This is a genomic window from Variovorax sp. 350MFTsu5.1 (genome assembly GCF_048302515.1).
GTDB classification, from domain to species: Bacteria; Pseudomonadota; Gammaproteobacteria; order Burkholderiales; family Burkholderiaceae_C; genus Variovorax; species Variovorax guangxiensis.
In genome coordinates, this window is sequence record NZ_CP157620.1 from 3,672,594 (window position 1) to 3,689,904 (window position 17,311).

General features: G+C 65.3%; 19 protein-coding genes. 11 read left to right on the forward strand and 8 right to left on the reverse strand.

All coding sequences use genetic code 11. From position 1 onward, the window contains the following. Positions 1–6: 6 nt before the first annotated feature. The 5 genes from sbcB to icd form a co-directional block, all read right to left on the reverse strand. Positions 7–1,446, reverse strand: coding sequence for an exodeoxyribonuclease I (gene sbcB, locus ABL843_RS16640; RefSeq protein WP_418116562.1), 1,440 nt, complete (start codon positions 1,444–1,446; stop codon positions 7–9). Then, on the reverse strand, positions 1,447–2,892 hold the full coding sequence (gene cls, locus ABL843_RS16645; protein WP_369662187.1) for a cardiolipin synthase: 1,446 nt from the start codon (positions 2,890–2,892) through the stop codon (positions 1,447–1,449). 114 nt (positions 2,893–3,006) lie between these two features. After that, positions 3,007–5,328: an ATP-dependent Clp protease ATP-binding subunit ClpA gene (gene clpA, locus ABL843_RS16650; protein WP_126020299.1), complete on the reverse strand. Its 2,322-nt coding sequence runs from the start codon at positions 5,326–5,328 to the stop codon at positions 3,007–3,009. Between the two features lie 67 nt (positions 5,329–5,395). Beyond that, a complete protein-coding gene (gene clpS / locus ABL843_RS16655) occupies positions 5,396–5,755 on the reverse strand; it encodes an ATP-dependent Clp protease adapter ClpS (RefSeq protein WP_126020469.1) in 360 nt (119 codons plus the stop codon). A gap of 249 nt (positions 5,756–6,004) precedes the next feature. Beyond that, positions 6,005–7,264 carry an NADP-dependent isocitrate dehydrogenase gene (gene icd, locus ABL843_RS16660; RefSeq protein WP_126020302.1) on the reverse strand — a complete coding sequence of 420 codons (1,260 nt, stop codon included), beginning with the start codon at positions 7,262–7,264 and terminating at the stop codon, positions 6,005–6,007. 219 nt (positions 7,265–7,483) lie between these two features. Here icd and ABL843_RS16665 point away from each other — a divergent pair, with 219 nt between their 5' ends. The 3 genes from ABL843_RS16665 (at position 7,484) to ABL843_RS16675 (ending at position 8,736) form a co-directional block, all read left to right on the forward strand. Continuing rightward, positions 7,484–7,807 (forward strand): cell envelope biogenesis protein TolA, encoded by a 324-nt coding sequence (locus tag ABL843_RS16665; protein WP_126020304.1) that lies wholly within the window; start codon positions 7,484–7,486, stop codon positions 7,805–7,807. A gap of 153 nt (positions 7,808–7,960) precedes the next feature. Next, positions 7,961–8,161 (forward strand): hypothetical protein, encoded by a 201-nt coding sequence (locus ABL843_RS16670; RefSeq protein ID WP_184637613.1) that lies wholly within the window; start codon positions 7,961–7,963, stop codon positions 8,159–8,161. Positions 8,162–8,259: 98 nt separating this feature from the next. Continuing rightward, a complete protein-coding gene (locus ABL843_RS16675) occupies positions 8,260–8,736 on the forward strand; it encodes a DUF192 domain-containing protein (RefSeq protein WP_418116563.1) in 477 nt (158 codons plus the stop codon). 82 nt (positions 8,737–8,818) lie between these two features. Here the strand turns inward: ABL843_RS16675 and ABL843_RS16680 are convergent, their stop codons facing one another. Together ABL843_RS16680 and xseA are read right to left on the reverse strand one after the other, a co-directional pair. Beyond that, positions 8,819–9,400 (reverse strand): superoxide dismutase, encoded by a 582-nt coding sequence (locus tag ABL843_RS16680; RefSeq protein WP_019652466.1) that lies wholly within the window; start codon positions 9,398–9,400, stop codon positions 8,819–8,821. Between the two features lie 49 nt (positions 9,401–9,449). Further along, positions 9,450–10,763 (reverse strand): exodeoxyribonuclease VII large subunit, encoded by a 1,314-nt coding sequence (gene xseA / locus ABL843_RS16685; RefSeq protein WP_369662440.1) that lies wholly within the window; start codon positions 10,761–10,763, stop codon positions 9,450–9,452. 313 nt (positions 10,764–11,076) lie between these two features. Between xseA and ABL843_RS16690 the strand changes: the two genes are divergently transcribed. From ABL843_RS16690 to adk, 6 genes are all read left to right on the forward strand, one after another. Further along, positions 11,077–11,709: a MotA/TolQ/ExbB proton channel family protein gene (locus tag ABL843_RS16690; RefSeq protein WP_126024055.1), complete on the forward strand. Its 633-nt coding sequence runs from the start codon at positions 11,077–11,079 to the stop codon at positions 11,707–11,709. Positions 11,710–11,720: 11 nt separating this feature from the next. Beyond that, positions 11,721–12,146: an ExbD/TolR family protein gene (locus ABL843_RS16695; RefSeq protein WP_371287180.1), complete on the forward strand. Its 426-nt coding sequence runs from the start codon at positions 11,721–11,723 to the stop codon at positions 12,144–12,146. Positions 12,147–12,230: 84 nt separating this feature from the next. Beyond that, positions 12,231–13,169, forward strand: a complete 939-nt coding sequence (gene lpxK / locus ABL843_RS16700; protein WP_418120484.1) for a tetraacyldisaccharide 4'-kinase — start codon at positions 12,231–12,233, stop codon at positions 13,167–13,169. After that, positions 13,150–13,332 carry a Trm112 family protein gene (locus ABL843_RS16705; protein ID WP_007836935.1) on the forward strand — a complete coding sequence of 61 codons (183 nt, stop codon included), beginning with the start codon at positions 13,150–13,152 and terminating at the stop codon, positions 13,330–13,332. Before lpxK ends, ABL843_RS16705 begins: the two co-directional genes overlap by 20 nt. Further along, on the forward strand, positions 13,329–14,102 hold the full coding sequence (gene kdsB, locus ABL843_RS16710) for a 3-deoxy-manno-octulosonate cytidylyltransferase (RefSeq protein ID WP_126024052.1): 774 nt from the start codon (positions 13,329–13,331) through the stop codon (positions 14,100–14,102). The genes ABL843_RS16705 and kdsB overlap by 4 nt, the downstream gene beginning before the upstream one ends. Positions 14,103–14,239: 137 nt before the next feature. After that, a complete protein-coding gene (adk, locus tag ABL843_RS16715; RefSeq protein ID WP_126024051.1) occupies positions 14,240–14,896 on the forward strand; it encodes an adenylate kinase in 657 nt (218 codons plus the stop codon). Positions 14,897–14,959: 63 nt separating this feature from the next. Here adk and ABL843_RS16720 read toward each other — a convergent pair whose 3' ends face one another. Continuing rightward, positions 14,960–15,925 carry an asparaginase gene (locus ABL843_RS16720; protein WP_418116566.1) on the reverse strand — a complete coding sequence of 322 codons (966 nt, stop codon included), beginning with the start codon at positions 15,923–15,925 and terminating at the stop codon, positions 14,960–14,962. 73 nt (positions 15,926–15,998) lie between these two features. Between ABL843_RS16720 and lexA the strand changes: the two genes are divergently transcribed. Continuing rightward, positions 15,999–16,682, forward strand: coding sequence for a transcriptional repressor LexA (gene lexA / locus ABL843_RS16725; protein ID WP_418116567.1), 684 nt, complete (start codon positions 15,999–16,001; stop codon positions 16,680–16,682). Positions 16,683–16,827: 145 nt separating this feature from the next. After that, positions 16,828–17,205 (forward strand): hypothetical protein, encoded by a 378-nt coding sequence (locus ABL843_RS16730; RefSeq protein ID WP_418116568.1) that lies wholly within the window; start codon positions 16,828–16,830, stop codon positions 17,203–17,205. The last annotated feature ends 106 nt before the right edge of the window (positions 17,206–17,311 follow it).

The following is a 17,311-nucleotide window of genomic DNA, read 5'->3' on the forward strand; positions in this document are numbered from 1 at the left end:
CGTTGCTCAGGCCTCGGGCGCGATGGCCTCGGCGTATTCGTAGAGCGCGCCGAGGATCTCTTCTCCACGCTCGTCGGCGTTCTCGGAGAGCGCGTCGACTTCGCTGAACAGCATCTCGATGGTGCGCGCCCCGCCCTCGCCCTTGAAGAGCTTCGCGACACGCAGTGATTCCCAGCGCTCGGTCTCGTCCTCGTTCAGCAGCTGCGGCCAGTTGCGCGCGCGATAGCGGAAGAGGATCTCTTCCAGACGGCCATCGTCGAAGCCCGTGCGATCCTTGGCCAGCTCCTCTGGCGACAAGCCGCGCAGCTGGTTCAGGCGCCGCCGGTCGGCGTTGCCGACGAAGCCGCCGTACAGGTCTTCATCGACATCGGGCGTGGCCTCCTTGGGCCGGGCGTAGACCTGCGACCAGATCGCGCTCATGTCGGGCAGGTCGCGCGCAATGGCCGCGTGGCGCATCGCCGCTTCGAGATCGACGCCCCAGCGCTCGGCCATGGGCGCCGCAAGCGTGCGCAGGTTGCCGACCACCATCGGCGACTTGTTGAGGTGCACGCCCTTGATCGGCAGGCGCACCACGCCCTCGGGCAGGTCGGCCGTGCGGGTGAAGAGGCGCAGCCGCAGCGTCTCGACGTCGATGTCGCGCAGCTCGCTGGGGTCGTGGGCCAGGTCCCAGGCGAGCAGTTCGTTCTTGTTAGTGGGGTGGCTGGCCAGCGGCCACATCACTGCAAGGCAGCCGCGCTCGACCGGGAACATGCCCGAGACGTGCAGGAAGGGCTTGGCGGTCTCGCGCGTCGCGGGCAGGCCCAGCTCGGTGGCGACGCGGTCCTTCCTGTGCAGGCCGAAGGCGAAGTCGAACAGCTTGGGCTGCTTGCTGCGAATGAGGCGCGCCAGCGCGATGGTGGCGCGAACGTCCGACAGGGCATCGTGGGCCGATTCGTGCAGCAGGCCGTTGGCGCGTGCCAGGTCTTCGAGCTTGAAGCTGGGCTTGCCGTCCTCCTTCTTCGGCCACTCGATGCCCTCTGGGCGCAGCGCATAAGTGAGGCGCACCACGTCCAGCAGGTCCCATCGGCCGCATTCGTTCTGCCATTCGCGCGCGTACGGGTCGATCAGGTTGCGCCAGAACAGGAAGCGCGTGACTTCGTCGTCGAAGCGGATGGTGTTGTAGCCCACGCCGATGGTGCCGGGCTGCGAGAACGCCTTCTCGATACGGGCGGCGAACTCATGCTCGGAAATGCCGCGCTCCAGGCACAGCTGCGGCGTGATGCCGGTGATGAGGCAGGCCTCGGGGCTGGGCAGGTAGTCCGGCGCGGGCTTGCAGTAGATCATCAGCGGCTCGCCGACTTCGTTGAGCTCGGCGTCCGTGCGGATGGCCGCGAACTGCGAGGGACGGTCGCGGCGCGGCACCGCGCCGAAGGTTTCGTAGTCGTGCCAGAGAAAGGTGTGGTTCATTCAGAGCAAGGGTGAAAACAGGCGTGCGATCGCGTCGCCGAGGCGGCGCCAGAAACCCTGGCGCCGGTTGGCGCGCACCGCGCCGGAGCTGTGCAGGTCGGTCTCGAACTGCGCCGCCAGCGGGCGGGTCAGCTCGGGGCCGTAGACCACCGCGCAGACCTCGAAGTTGAGGCGGAAGCTGCGGTTGTCGAAATTGGCGGTGCCGATCATCGCGCAATGGTCGTCCACCACCAGGGTCTTGGAATGGAGCATGCGCGCCTTGTATTCCCAGACCTTCACGCCGGCGGCGATCAGCTCGTCGAAGTACGAACGCGCGGCGGCGCTCACGACGGCCGAGTCGCTTCGGCGCGGCACCAGCAGGCGCACGTCGACACCGCGCAGCGCGGCGCTCGTGAGCGCCATCAGCGCCGGCTCGCCGGGCACGAAGTACGGCGTGGTGAGCCAGGCGCGGTGCGTGGCCGAATGGATGGCCTCGACGTGCATGCGGTGGATGGCTTCCATCGGGCTGTCGGGGCCGCTGGTGACGATCTGCACCGGGATGTCGCCGGCCTCCAGCTGCGGCAGCATGGCGTTCAGCGCGTCGTCCATGCCGCGCGGATCTTCGCCTGTGGCGTAGGTCCAGTCTTCCAGGAAGGTGGTCTGCAGCCAGCGCACCGCGCTGCCTTCGACGCGCAGGTGCACGTCGTGATACGCGTCGGGGTTGGTGCGCTTGTCTTCCTCGTCGGTGATGTTCACGCCGCCGGTGAAGCCCACGCGGCCGTCGCACACCACGATCTTGCGGTGGGTGCGGTAGTTGGTCACAGGGCGCAGGCGGCGTCCGATCTTGGTGTCGTGGAACAGCGCCACCTTGACGCCCGCGTCGAGCATCGGCGCCATGAACTTGCGGCCTATGCGCTTGGAGCCCAGCGCGTCGATCAGCAGGCGCACTGCCACGCCCTCCTTCGCGCGTTCGATCAGAAGGTCGCGCAGCGCGGTGCCGATGCGGTCGGGCTCGAAGATGTAGTACTCGAGGTGAATGTGGTTCCGCGCGGCGCGCACGGCGTCGAAGATCGCGTCGAAGGTGCGCGCGCCGCCGGAGAGCAGTTCGACATCGAGCGCGCTGGACACCGGCAGGCCGCAGGTCGCGGTGCCCAGCTTGGCCATCTGTTGCAGCGCTGGAGGAGCGTCGCGCGCCGCGTCGCGCAGCCGCGCCACGTCGGCCTGGGCGAAGGCACTGGCGCGGCTGCGCAGGCGCTTCAGGCGCTGCTTCTTCAGCCGCTGCGGCCCGAGGAAGTAGTAGACGACGAAGCCCGCGAACGGCAGCAGCGCCAGCGAGAGGATCCAGCTCATCGTCGAGACCGGCGCGCGCTTCTGCATCACGATCCAGACCGACAACACCGCGATGTAGCCGCTCCATGCCAGGGAGAGGCCGGTTTTCCATTCGTGGCTGAGTTCGGGGAGGATCAAGGCGGAAAAACGGTTGGTGCTGGTGCGCGGTTCGATATGCGTGGCCGCAAAGAAAAAGGCCGGTAGCGATGCTACCGGCCTTTGACTTCATTGCAGAAACCGCTGCGGGCTCATTCAGCCTGCCGCTGCTTCCTCTGCTTCGGGTTTCTGCTTGCCTTCCTTCTTCGGAAGGGGCTGGATGTCCAGAAGCACTTCGTCCTTGTCGTCGAGGTCGACTTCGAGGCGGCCACCGTCGGTCAGGCGTCCGAACAGCAGCTCGTCGGCCAGCGCACGACGGATCGTGTCCTGGATCAGGCGCTGCATCGGGCGTGCGCCCATCAGCGGATCGAAGCCCTTCTTCGCCAGGTGCTTGCGCAGCTTGTCGCTGAAGGTGACTTCCACCTTCTTCTCGCCGAGCTGGGTTTCCAGCTGCAGCAGGAACTTGTCGACCACGCGCAGGATGACCTGTTCGTCGAGCGCCTTGAAGTTGACGATGGCGTCCAGCCGGTTGCGGAACTCGGGCGAGAACAGGCGCTTGATGTCGCCCATTTCGTCGCCGGCCTGCCTCGGGTTGGTGAAGCCGATGGTCGCCTTGTTCATGGTCTCGGCACCCGCGTTCGTCGTCATGATGATGATGACGTTGCGGAAGTCGGCCTTGCGCCCGTTGTTGTCGGTCAGCGTGCCATGGTCCATGACCTGCAGCAGCACGTTGAAGATGTCCGGGTGCGCCTTCTCGATTTCGTCGAGCAGCAGCACCGCGTGCGGCTTCTTCGTGATGGCCTCGGTCAGCAGGCCGCCCTGGTCGAAACCGACGTAGCCCGGAGGCGCGCCGATCAGGCGGCTCACCGCATGGCGTTCCATGTATTCCGACATGTCGAAGCGGATCAGCTCGATGCCCATGATGTAGGCGAGCTGCTTCGCGGCTTCGGTCTTGCCCACACCGGTGGGACCGGAGAACAGGAACGAGCCGATCGGCTTGTCGCCCTTGCCCAGGCCAGAACGCGCCATCTTGACCGCCGAGGCGAGCACTTCGAGCGCCTTGTCCTGGCCGAACACCACGCTCTTGAGGTCGCGCTCGATGGTCTGCAGCTTGCTGCGGTCGTCGTTGCTGACGTTGGCCGGGGGAATGCGCGCGATCTTCGCGACGATTTCCTCGACCTCGGTCTTGCTGATAGTCTTCTTGCGCTTGCTCGGCGGCAGGATGCGCTGGGCGGCGCCGGCTTCGTCGATGACGTCGATCGCCTTGTCGGGCAGGTGACGGTCATTGATGTACTTCGCGCTGAGCTCGGCCGCGGCCTGCAGGGCCGCCACGGCGTACTTCACGCCATGGTGCTCCTCGAAGCGCGACTTAAGGCCCTTCAGGATGTCGACGGTTTCCTGCACCGAAGGCTCGACCACGTCGACCTTCTGGAAACGACGCGACAGGGCCGCGTCCTTCTCGAAGATGCCGCGGTATTCGGTGAAGGTGGTCGCGCCGATGCACTTGAGCTGGCCGCTGGAAAGCGCCGGCTTGAGCAGGTTGGACGCGTCGAGCGTGCCGCCCGAGGCTGCGCCCGCACCGATCAGGGTGTGGATCTCGTCGATGAAGAGGATGGCGTTCGGCTTGTCCTTGAGCGACTTGAGCACGCCCTTCAGGCGCTGCTCGAAATCGCCGCGGTACTTGGTGCCGGCCAGCAGCGCGCCCATGTCGAGCGAGAACACGTTCGACTCGGCCAGGATCTCCGGCACGTCGCCCTGCGTGATGCGCCATGCGAGGCCCTCGGCGATGGCGGTCTTGCCCACGCCGGCTTCGCCCACCAGCAGCGGGTTGTTCTTGCGCCGGCGGCACAGGATCTGGATGACGCGCTCGACCTCGTACTCGCGGCCGATCAGCGGGTCGATCTTGCCGTCCTTGGCCATCTGGTTGAGGTTCTGGGTGAACTGCTCGAGCGGGGAAGCCTTCTCGTTGCGCTCGCCGCCGCCCTCTTCACCTTCGCCCGAGGGAGCTTCGCCGCTGCCCTTGACGGCTTCCGGCGGATCGCTCTTCTTGATGCCGTGGGCGATGAAGTTGACCACGTCGAGGCGGGTAACGCCCTGCTGGTGCAGGTAGTACACGGCGTGCGAGTCCTTCTCGCCGAAGATCGCGACCAGCACGTTGGCGCCGGTGACTTCCTTCTTGCCGTTGCCGGTGGACTGCACATGCATGATGGCACGCTGGATCACGCGCTGGAAACCCAGGGTGGGCTGGGTGTCGACATCGTCGGTACCCGCCACCTGGGGCGTGTTGTCCTTGATGAAGTTGGTGAGCGACGCCCGCAGGTCGTCGACGTTGGCCGAGCAGGCGCGCAGAACTTCCGCGGCGCTCGGGTTGTCCAGCAAAGCGAGCAGCAGATGTTCCACGGTGATGAACTCGTGGCGTTGCTGCCGGGCCTCTACGAAGGCCATGTGCAAGCTGACTTCCAGTTCCTGGGCAATCATGTGATTTCCTTTTGCCTTGCTGTAAATAAGTTCTCAGATGGGTTGGAGCTTGCGCAATTCAACTGGTTCATGCAACAGGTTCACTGACGCACTGGAGTGGATGCCCCGCCTGCTGGGCGGCTTCCATTACCTGGTTGACCTTGGTGGCCGCCATGTCGCGGGAATAGACCCCACAGACGCCCCGGCCATCGAGGTGGATCTTGAGCATGATCTGGGTCGCGGTTTCGCGATCCTTGCTGAAATATTCCTGGAGCACGACGATCACGAACTCCATGGGCGTGTAGTCGTCGTTCAGCATCACCACCTGGTACATCTGGGGCGGCGCGGTTTTCTGCGGCCGGCGCTCCAGGACGACCGAATCCCCGTCGTCCCCAGCCGGTTTCTGGGCCGGTGGAGCGCTGGGAGTTTTTGGAATTCTCGTTGCCATGAAAATCATTCTATAGAGCGTGCCAGCGCCGTGCCGAGCGAAAAAAACGTGGTGGCGCGTATCCGACAATTCAAGGGGTTTGCGGCCGTTGCGACACTATTTCCGCAACGGTGCCCCAGGCAGGAGTTTTAGGCAAAAAAGTCCGCAGCAATTGACTGAAGAAGCAGCAAAAAGCCCTTGAATTCCTTCCGGAAAGTTCAAGGGCTCCTCGTTTACCGCAACGCCGCCATGGACGTCGAAGCGCAGCAATTACATGTTGTCGATCATCACCTGGCCGAAGCCCGAGCAGCTCACCTGCGTAGCGCCGTCCATCAGGCGGGCGAAGTCGTAGGTGACCTTCTTGCTGGCGATGGATTTTTCCATCGAGCTGATGATCAGGTCGGCGGCTTCCTTCCAGCCCATGTGACGCAGCATCATCTCGGCCGAGAGGATCTCGGAGCCGGGGTTCACATAGTCCTTGCCAGCGTACTTGGGGGCCGTGCCGTGGGTGGCCTCGAACATGGCGACGGTGTCGCTCAGGTTCGCGCCCGGGGCGATGCCGATGCCGCCGACCTGCGCAGCCAGGGCGTCGGAAACGTAGTCGCCGTTGAGGTTGAGTGTGGCGATCACGCTGTATTCGGCGGGACGCAGCAGGATCTGCTGCAGGAATGCATCGGCGATGCTGTCCTTGACGGTGATCTCCTTGCCCGTCTTCGGGTTCTTGAACTTCATCCAGGGGCCGCCGTCGATCAGTTCGGCACCGAACTCCTTGGCCGCGAGGCCGTAGCCCCAGTCACGGAAGCCACCTTCGGTGAACTTCATGATGTTGCCCTTGTGAACCAGGGTGACGCTGGGCTTGTCGTTGTCGATTGCGTACTGCAGCGCCTTGCGCACGAGGCGCTCGGTGCCTTCCCGCGATACGGGCTTGACGCCGATGCCCGAGGTGTTCGGGAAGCGGATCTTCTTGACGCCCATCTCGTCCTGCAGGAACTTGATGAGCTTCTTCGCCTTCTCGCTTTCGGCCTCGAACTCGATGCCGGCGTAGATGTCTTCCGAGTTCTCGCGAAAGATCACCATGTTGGTCTTGTGCGGCTCGCGCACCGGGCTGGGAACGCCTTCGAAGTACTGGATGGGGCGCAGGCAGACGTAGAGGTCGAGCTCCTGCCGCAGCGCGACGTTCAGGGAGCGGATGCCGCCGCCGACCGGCGTGGTCAGCGGGCCCTTGATGGAAACAACGTAGTCGCGCACGGCGTGCAGCGTTTCCTCGGGAAGCCAGACGTCGGGGCCGTAGACCTTGGTCGACTTCTCGCCGGCGTAGACCTCCATCCAGTGGATCTTCTTCTTGCCGCCGTAGGCCTTGGCCACGGCGGCGTCCACCACTTTCAGCATCACCGGGGTGATATCCAGTCCGGTACCGTCGCCCTCGATGAAGGGGATGATCGGTTGGTCAGGCACATTGAGGGAGTTGTCGGCGTTGACCGTGATCTTCTGGCCTTCGGTCGGGACTTTGATGTGCTGATAACTGGTCATGAGAGGGGACGGCTCCGGGATTGACGTACTTTTGACGACTGTCAGCGAATTCAGACACGGCGCGTATTCAGCTGTACAGCCGGCGAACAAATCGCTGTACATTTTAGACGCAACCCATCAGCAAGCGTTTGTCAACCGGCGGCCCGACGGCGTCGTTAGTGGCTGACCTTCTGCTCGCCGGGAGGCGTTTCCAACCAATTCTCGATAGAGGAATCATCAATGAGCAAAATTCTCGCAGTCATGATCGCCGGCCTGTTCGCCGCTGGCGCCTACGCCCAGAACCCGGCCGGTACGACGCCCGAGCAAGGCAACGCCACCAACAGCAAGTCGCAGCAACGCGCCGAAGCCAAGAAGGCTGCCAAGCCCGCTGGCCAGGTCAAGGCCCCGGCTGGCGACGAAGCAAAGACCCCCGAAGGCGGCGCCATCGGTGCCGACAAGGCTGCTGCCTCTGGCGAGAAGCGTGCCGAAACCCGCGACCAGCGTCGTCGCAACAAGGACGGCAGCGTCAAGCGCAAGTCGACCCAAGGCGGCACCCCGAAGTAATTCGGCCTGCTCCGCAAAAGAAGCGCTCTTCGGAGCGCTTTTTTTTCGCCCGAGGCTCCCTCGTTGCTGTCAACCGGGTGCAGTGGCCTCCGTTGAATGTCTACCTTCCGCAGGGAGGGCAATCCAGATCAACGAATTTCAAAGGATATGTTCATGAACAAGCTGCTCGCAGCCCTGGTCGCCGGTCTCTTCGCAGTCGGCGCTTTCGCTCAACAAGCCGAACCCGCTCCGGCTGCTCCCGCTCCCGCCGCCAAGGCTGCCAAGCACGCTTCGGCCAAGAAGCACGCAGCCGCCAAGAAGCACAAGGTTCGCCACGTGGCCAAGGCCCACACGGCCGCTGCCAAGAAGGTGTAAGCTTCCACGCTCACCGGCAATGCCCGCATCAGCGGGCATTTTTATTGGTATTTTTAAATCCAGGCCGGGCCCTGGCCCCGCCCTGAAAGAGTCGTCCGATGCTCAAGCGCCTCGCCGCCCTGCTCCCCCTGCTCCCCCTGCTCCTTGCATCCGCGTCGTTCATGATGCCGGCGCATGCCCAGCAGCAACCCCAGACCGATCTGTCGCGCACGCAGCTGTCGATCGGGCTGTACAAGATCGACGCGCAGGTCGCGCAAACCCCTCTGCAACGTGAAATCGGCCTGATGTTCCGTAAGGAAATGCCACAGGCCGAGGGCATGATCTTCGTGTTCGAGCAACCCGCCACGCAGTGCTTCTGGATGCGCAACACGATCCTGCCGCTGACCGCCGCCTTCGTTGCCGACGACGGCCGCATCGTCAACCTCGCGGACATGCAGCCCATGACCGAGAACACGCATTGCTCCCAGGAACCGGTGCGCTACGTGCTCGAGATGAACCAGGGGTGGTTCGCCAAGAAGAACATCAAGAAGGGCGCGAAGCTCGGCGGCGAGCTGTTCGCGGCCGGCAAACGATGAGCACCTGCCGTCCATAGCCAGCAAAAAGCCAAAAAAAGAGCCGACCCATGGTCGGCTTTTTCGTTTTCGGCAGAACGCGGGATCAGCCGAAGTTTTTGGCTGCGAAGTCCCAGTTGACCAGCTTGGCCAGGAAGGTCTCGACGAACTTCGGGCGCAGGTTGCGGTAATCGATGTAGTAGGCGTGCTCCCAGACGTCCACCGTCAGCAGCGCGGTGTCGGCGGTGGTCAGCGGCGTACCGGCTGCGCCCGTGTTCACGATGTCCACCGAGCCGTCGGCCTTCTTCACCAGCCAGGTCCAGCCCGAGCCGAAGTTGCCCACGGCCGACTTCACGAAGGCTTCCTTGAAGGCGTCGTAGCTGCCCCACTTGGCTTCGATGGCCTTGGCCAGCGCGCCGGTCGGAGCACCGCCGCCTTGCGGCTTCATGCAGTTCCAGAAGAAGGTGTGGTTCCAGATCTGGGCGGCGTTGTTGTAGATGCCGCCGCTGGACTTCTTGACGATCTCCTCGAGCGTCATCGACTCGAACTCGGTGCCCTTCTGCAGGTTGTTGAGGTTCACCACGTAGGCGTTGTGGTGCTTGCCATAGTGGTACTCGAGGGTTTCCTTCGAATACTCGGGTGCCAGTGCGTCGAGTGCGTACGGCAGGGGTGGGAGCACATGTTCCATGGTTTTTTCTCGTGGGTTGGTTGTGGGAATGAAGGATTCTAGGAAGTAATTATTGGGGCGACGTCGGACGCGTTCCCGTCGCGCCGCCCGGTGCGACGGTCAGGTCGACTTCACCGTCGGCCAATCGCGCCTTCACTGCATCGCCAGGCGCAAGTTGCTTCGCGCTGACGATCGCATGACCGTCTGTATCGGTCAGCCATGCATAGCCGCGCTGCAAGACCAGTGCCGGATCGAGCAGCCGCATACGAAGAGCCACACGTTCCAGCCGATCTCGCCGCTGCACAACCGCGCGGCCCAGCTTCTGCGGAAAGTCGGCGGCGATCAGGCGCGGCGCCTGCGTGAGGCGCTCCCTTCTGGCCAGCACCATGTAGCGAAGACGCTGCGCATGGTGTGCCAGGCGCAGCTGTTGCCGATTCACGAGCCCCGAAGGCCGGCCAAGGCGCCCCGCAGCCTGGTCCAGACGTTGCCCGAGCACATCGAGGCGTCCGCCCAGCGCCTCGCCCAGCCGCTCCTCGATCAGATCGAGCGCGCCCAGCCACACGTCGCGTGGCGCGCTCACCAACTCCGCCGCGGCAGTCGGCGTGGGTGCGCGCAGGTCGGCGCAGAAGTCGGCGATGGTGAAGTCAGTCTCATGCCCCACGCCGCTGACCAGCGGCACCGGGCTCTGCACGATGGTGCGCGCCAGCGCCTCGTCGTTGAAGGCCCAGAGGTCCTCGATGGAGCCGCCTCCGCGCACCAGAAGAATCACGTCGACGGCAGGCGTGAGCTCATACAGCGACTGCAACGCCCGTACCAGTTCACCCGGTGCGTTGACTCCCTGCACAGCCGCGGGGGCCAGTACGACCGGAATGTGTGGAACACGCCTTCGCAGCGCGGTGACTACGTCGTGCAATGCGGCGGCGCCGAGCGAAGTGACGATGCCGATCGAGCGCGGCATGGTCGGCAGCGCCCGCTTGCGCGCAGGATCGAAGAGGCCTTCGGCTTCCAGGCGCGCCTTGCGCTGCAGGAACTGCTCGAACAGCGCCCCCTGCCCAGCCCGGCGCAGGCTTTCGACTACCAGTTGCAGATCGCCGCGCGGCTCGTAGACGGCAAGGCGCCCGCGCACCTCCACCTGGTCGCCATCGCGCGGCGAAAAATCGAGAAGGCCGGCGGCCCGGCGGAACATCGCGCAGCGCAGCTGGCCCGACTCGTCCTTGAGCGCGAAGTAACAATGTCCACTTGAGGCGCGCGAAAAGCCGGAGATCTCGCCACGCACGGACACCGGATTGAAGCGCGCGTCGAGCGCGTCGGCCACCGCCCGGCACAAGGCGCCGACGGCCCAGACGCGCGGCCCCGGCGCGGAATTCTGTTCACGCACGCTCACAAAATGCACGCTCGGCCAGATGCCACTCTTCCACAACGGGCGACAAGGCCCCGGCCTTCGGCCCCCGAGGCGAGACAGGCGCACGGTTTCTCGTGCAACCCATTGATTTCATTGAAAAAAGTGCTGCTCAAAATTCAGTCGATCCAGCGAAAAGGCCGTCCCATGCGGGTCCGGACGCGTTGCGCAGCGGGTTAATCACAAAGTTATCCACAGAATCTGTGCGTCCTTGCTGACACAAAAACAAGGCGCGTGACGATGGTGACCTCAGTGGATAATCGCCGCGCATTTGCAGTCTACGGGCCGGAGGATTTTCTTGTTTTCCATCATAGTTGCCGCGGGTTGGCCGATCTGGCCCTTGCTTGCTTGTTCGATCATTGCGCTCGCGCTGGTTATAGAACGTTTCACGAGTCTCAAGACCGTGAGGGTACTTCCGCCGAAGCTGCTCGACGAAACCATCACCGCGTCGCACGGAGCCATTCCCGGTCCGGATGTGGTGACCAAACTCGAACGCAACTCGATGCTCGGCCAGGTCCTGGCCGCCGGCCTGCGCGCGCTGAACGCCAATCCGCGCTGCACCGAAGACGACCTGCGCGCCGCCATGGAAGCCTCGGGCCGCACCGTCGCCCACAAGCTCGAGCGCTACCTGCCCGCGCTGGCCACCATAGCATCGGCCGCCCCGCTGCTGGGCCTTCTGGGCACCGTGATCGGCATGATCGAGATCTTCGGCTCGCAGTCGCCCGGTAGCGGCGCGGTGGGCTCGGGCAACCCGGCGCAGCTGGCGCACGGCATCTCGATCGCGCTCTACAACACCGCCTTCGGCCTGATCGTGGCCATTCCGACGCTGATCTTCTGGCGCTACTTCCGCAGCCGGGTCGACGAGTACCTGCTGAACCTCGAACTCTCCGGCGAGCGCTTCGCCCGCCATCTCAACGCACTGCGCAAATGAGCCGCGCCCGCATGCAGTTCCGCCACGGCGCGCGCGACGAGCCGGAGATCAACCTGATCCCGTTCATCGACGTGCTGCTGGTGATCCTGATCTTCCTGATGCTGTCGACCACCTACAGCAAGTTCACCGAGATGCAGCTGCGGCTGCCCACGGCGGACGTCGATGCGCAGCGCGACTATCCGAAGGAAGTGATCGTGGCGGTGTCGGCCGACGGCCGCTATTCGGTCAACAAGAATGCCGTGGCCGACCGCAGCGTGGAAACCGTGACGGCCGCCCTCGCCGCCGCGGCCACCGGGGGCAAGGACAGCGTGGTGATCATCAGCGCCGACGCGACGAGCCCGCACCAGGCCGTGGTGACGGTGATGGAAGCCGCGCGCCGCGCCGGCCTGATGCAGATCACCTTCGCGGCCCAGTCGACGGCGCAAGCCGGGCACTGAGTGCCTTCGGACGGCGGCAGCAACAGCGGCAACCCGGGTTCGCGCCTGCAGGAGGCCTGGCTGCACCGCGGCCTCCTGGCCTGCATGCTGTGGCCGCTGTCGCTTGTCTACGCCGCGCTGTTCGCCGTGCGCGGCTTGTTCTATCGCATGGGATGGCTGCGGACCGAGCGCGTGCGCGTACCTGTGATCGTGGTCGGCAACGTGATCGCTGGCGGCGCGGGCAAGACGCCGGTCGTGATGGCCGTCGTGCGCCACCTGCAGGCGCGGGGCATTCGGGTCGGTGTGGTGTCGCGCGGCTATGGCCGCCGTACCGATGACTGCCGCGAAGTGCTCGGCGACAGCGATCCGCAGGATGTGGGCGACGAGCCGGCACTGATCCACCATGCGACCGGGGTCCCGGTGTTCGTGGCGCGCCAGCGCATCGATGCGGCCCGCGCGCTGCTCGAGCGGCATCCGGCCACGCAGGTCATCGTCAGCGACGACGGGCTTCAGCACCTGGCCTTGGGGCGCGACATCGAGATCTGCGTATTCGACGACCGGGGAATCGGAAACGGCTGGCGGTTGCCTGCCGGCCCGCTGCGCGAAGCCTGGCCGCGCCGTTGCGATCTGGTGCTGCACAGCGGATCGCGGCCGGCCTTCGCGGGGGGCCATACCGCCACGCGGACCCTCGCGAACGATGCCCTGGGCAGCGACGGAAACCGCGTGTCGTTGGCATCCCTCGCAGGCAAGCCCTTGACCGCACTGGCGGCGATCGCTCGGCCGGAAGCCTTCTTCGAAATGCTGCGCGCCCGCGGCCTGACGCTCGCCGACGTCATCGCCCTGCCCGATCACTTCGATTTCGAGAGCTGGCAACGCCCGTCCGGCAAGGAGCAGATCCTCGTCTGCACCGAAAAGGACGCCGTCAAGCTGTGGCGCAAGGCGCCCGATGCGCTGGCCGTGCCGCTGGAGTTCGTGCCGTCCGCGGAATTCTTCGCCGCACTCGACGCAAAGCTATCATCGCTCGATGGATACCAAGCTGCTTGAACTGCTCGTCTGCCCCGTCACCAAGGGGCCGCTGACCTGGAACCCCGAGAAGCAGGAGCTGTGCTCGCGCAGCGCCCGCCTGGCGTATCCGGTGCGCGACGGCATTCCGGTGCTGCTCGAGAACGAGGCACGCACGCTTTCCGACGAAGAGCTCGGGCTGTGAGCTTCACCGTTCTGGTTCCGGCGCGGCTCGCGTCGACACGGCTTCCCAACAAACCCCTGGCCGATATCGCCGGCGTGCCCATGGTGGTGCGCGTGGCGCAGCGCGCCAGCGAGTCGGGCGCTGCACGCGTGGTGGTCGCCGGCGACGATCCATCCATCGTCGAAGCCTGCAAGGCGCATGGCGTCGAGGTTGTGCTCACGCGGCAGGATCACCCCAGCGGCACCGATCGGCTGGCCGAAGCCTGCGAGCAACTGGGCCTGGATGGTGAGGACATCGTCGTCAACGTACAGGGCGATGAGCCGCTGATCGACCCCGCGCTGATCGACGCCGTGGCGTCCACGCTCGCCACGCACGCCGAGGCGGCGATGAGCACCGCCGCCCACGAGATCGACTCGGTCGGCGACTTCATGAATCCCAATGTCGTGAAGGTCGTGCTCGATGCGCAGGGCAACGCGATGTACTTCAGCCGCGCGCCGATCCCTTGGTGGCGCGACGGCTCCGCCAATGGCGCCGCGCCTGCGATGCTGCCTGCTACCCCCGCTGCACTGCGCCACATCGGAATCTACGGCTACCGCGCCGGCTTCGTGCGGCGATTTCCTTCGCTGCCCCCTGCGCCCGTCGAGTCGACGGAGGCACTCGAACAGCTGCGCGCGCTGTGGCACGGGCATCGCATCGCGGTGCATGTGAGCCATGTGGCGCCGGGGCCCGGCATCGACACGCCGGAAGACCTGGCGCGCGTGCGCGCCGTCTTCGCGGCGGCCGGCGCCTGAGCCTGCGCGTCTCCACGGCCACTGACAGCGGGATTTCCCGAAGGGCACGCATGCTATCCTCGAAGCAACTCCGCCCAGCCCAGCCATGGGGCCGACGCTCGGCGCGACACAAAATCTAAGAACCGTCCGAGGACACCATGAGACTAATTTTGCTGGGCGCGCCCGGGGCGGGCAAAGGCACGCAAGCGGCCTTCATTTGCCAGAAATACAGCATTCCCCAGATTTCGACCGGCGACATGCTGCGCGCAGCCGTCAAGGCCGGCACGCCGCTCGGGCTGCAGGCCAAGGCCGTCATGGACGCCGGCGCACTGGTCAGCGACGACCTGATCATCAATCTCGTGAAGGAACGCATCGCGCAGCCCGACTGCGCTAGCGGCTTCCTGTTCGACGGCTTCCCCCGCACCATTCCCCAGGCCGACGCCATGAAGGCGGCAGGCGTCAAGCTCGACTACGTGCTCGAGATCGACGTGCCCTTCGGCGACATCATCGAGCGCATGAGCGGCCGCCGCTCGCACCCGGCTTCGGGCCGCACCTACCACGTCAAGTTCAACCCGCCCAAGGTGGAAGGCAAGGACGACGTGACCGGCGAGGACCTCATCCAGCGTGAGGACGACAAGGAAGAAACCGTGCGCAAGCGGCTCGACGTGTACAGCCAGCAGACGCGTCCGCTGGTCGACTACTACTCCGCCTGGGCCAAGGCCGATCCGGCCGCCGCGCCTAAGTACCGCGCCATCAAGGGCGTGGGCACGGTCGACGAGATCACCCAGCGCGCCTTGGCCGCGCTGAGCAGCTGATCGAAAGATCGACCGATCATCCGACTCGCAGCAAACCGCCCCTCCAGAGGGGCGGTTCTGCTTTCAGCCCAGCAATTCGAGCATCAGGGCGATGCGGGCCTTCGCGGGCGTCAGCGAGCCCGCATCGCGAAGCGGATCCCCCGCCTTCGGCAGGATGCGCCCGCTCGAGCAGCGCGTGGCTCGGAGCACCTCGATGCCGGCGTCCCGGGCCTCGAGCGCGGCAGCTTCCAGCGCATGGTGCAAGGTGCCGTTGCCGGTGGTGGCAAGCACCAGTCCGCGCAGAGGATCCGCTCCGCCCGCCTGAAGCAGCGCCTCGATCGCCGCACCGCTGGCACCGGCGTGGCTCATCACGATCTCCACGCGTGGCCACTGCACCTCGGTAGCACCGAAGAGCTTCACTACCGGCAGCGTTCCGCCTTGCGGCCACGACCGGACAAGGCGCACCTCGCCCTCCTCCACATAGCCCACGGGGCCCGCATCGCCCGAAGCAAAGGCGTCCAGCCGATAGGTATGGACCTTCTGGATGTCGACGCCGGCATGGATCGCCCCGGCGCACACCACGGTGACTCCGTGCGCACCCCGTGTGGCGGCGACGCTGATTGCATCACGAACGTTCTGCGGACCGTCCGGCGACAGCGCGGTGGCCGGGCGCATCGCGCAGGTCAGCACGACGGGCTTGGACGGCACCAGCACAGAATGCAGGAAGAACGCGGTTTCCTCGATCGTGTCGGTGCCGTGCGTGATCACCACACCCGCCACATCGGCCTGCGCCAGCCAGTGCGCGCAGCGCCGGGCCAGCTGCTGCCAGATGGCGAAGGACATGTCCTTGCTGTCGACCTGAGCCACCTGCTCGGCCTCCAGCATCACGCCGTCGGGTGCCTCGATGCCACCCAGCAGGTCGGCCACGCCCACCTGCGCGGCGGTGTAGCCGATGTTGTCGCCGCTGCTGGCGGCCCGGCCCGCGATGGTGCCGCCGGTGCCCAGAACCACCACGCGGCGCGGCAGTTCGGGCGAAGAGGAATTGACCATGGCTTGTCAACTTCTAAAAACTGGTTAAAAATACAGGCACTGGATATCCAACCAGTGCCGCAAGGAACCACACATGCAGTTCGCCGTGAAGCTTACAGCCCGCCAGCAGCAGATCCTGGACCTCATCCAGAGCGCCATCGCACGCACCGGTGCGCCACCCACGCGCGCCGAAATCGCCAATGAACTCGGGTTCAAGTCCGCCAATGCCGCCGAAGAGCACCTGCAGGCACTGGCGCGAAAGGGCGTCATCGAGCTGGTCAGCGGCACTTCCCGCGGCATCCGCCTCAAGGGCGACGCGCTGCGCTCGCTCAACGAAACGCGCCATCGCGAGGGTGGACAGTTCTCCCTCTCGCTGCCCGGCATGGCCCAGCTGGCGCTGCCGCTCATCGGCCGCGTCGCAGCCGGCTCGCCAATCCTGGCTCAAGAGCACGTCGACCAGACCTTCTACGTCGAGAACACGCTGTTCCAGCGCCAGCCCGACTACCTGCTCAAGGTGCGCGGCATGTCGATGCGCGACGCCGGCATCATGGACGGCGACCTGCTCGCGGTGCAGGCCACCAAGGAAGCACGCAACGGCCAGATCGTTGTCGCGCGCCTGGGCGACGAAGTGACCGTCAAGCGCCTGAAGCGCAACAAACAGGTCATCGAGCTGCACGCCGAGAACCCCGAATACCCGACCATCATCGTGCAGCCCGGCGAGCCTTTCGAAATCGAAGGCCTCGCGGTCGGACTCATTCGGAACACCATGCTGATGTAGGCCGCTGCGACCTGCTTTCCAGAGCAACAGCACCCCATCCGGCAGCGACAGGTGGCGGGCGTATGGCGAAGAGTCGCCATCACCCTGTCGCGGCCGATTCAAGAAATCCTGCCTGTGTTCAACCTCATACTTTTTTGGAGTTCACATGGGAATCGCCCTTCTCGCCATCGCCGACATCTGGATGCCGCTGCAATCGCTGGCCAACCGGCTGATGCCCGCACGCCGCCCCTCCCATCGCAGGGATCATCTCGATTCCGCAGAGTCCTCCGCTGGACTGCGCTACGTGGCCGTGCGCCCCGCCTGTACAGCCCGCACCGGCGGCACCGCCCCTTCTGAAGCAGCCGCTGCGGCACGCCCGCTGCGCGTGGTCCGCGTGGTCGACGGCAAGGGCCAGCAGCGCAACAGCAATCGGGTGCTGATCTCCGGCCGCATGGCCGACGTCTGCGCCGAACTCGACCGCCTGGCCGCTCTGGAAGCCGCCGAAACACTGGCCGCGGCCCCTCGCTCGACACGTCTGCATTGAACCTGCACTGAGCCCGGTATCGGATCCTGTACCGGGCCCGAACCGCTCTGCAAGCGGCTGCAGGGCGGGTATCCAAACGTTCGCCGGCGCGACATTCCAATGCTGC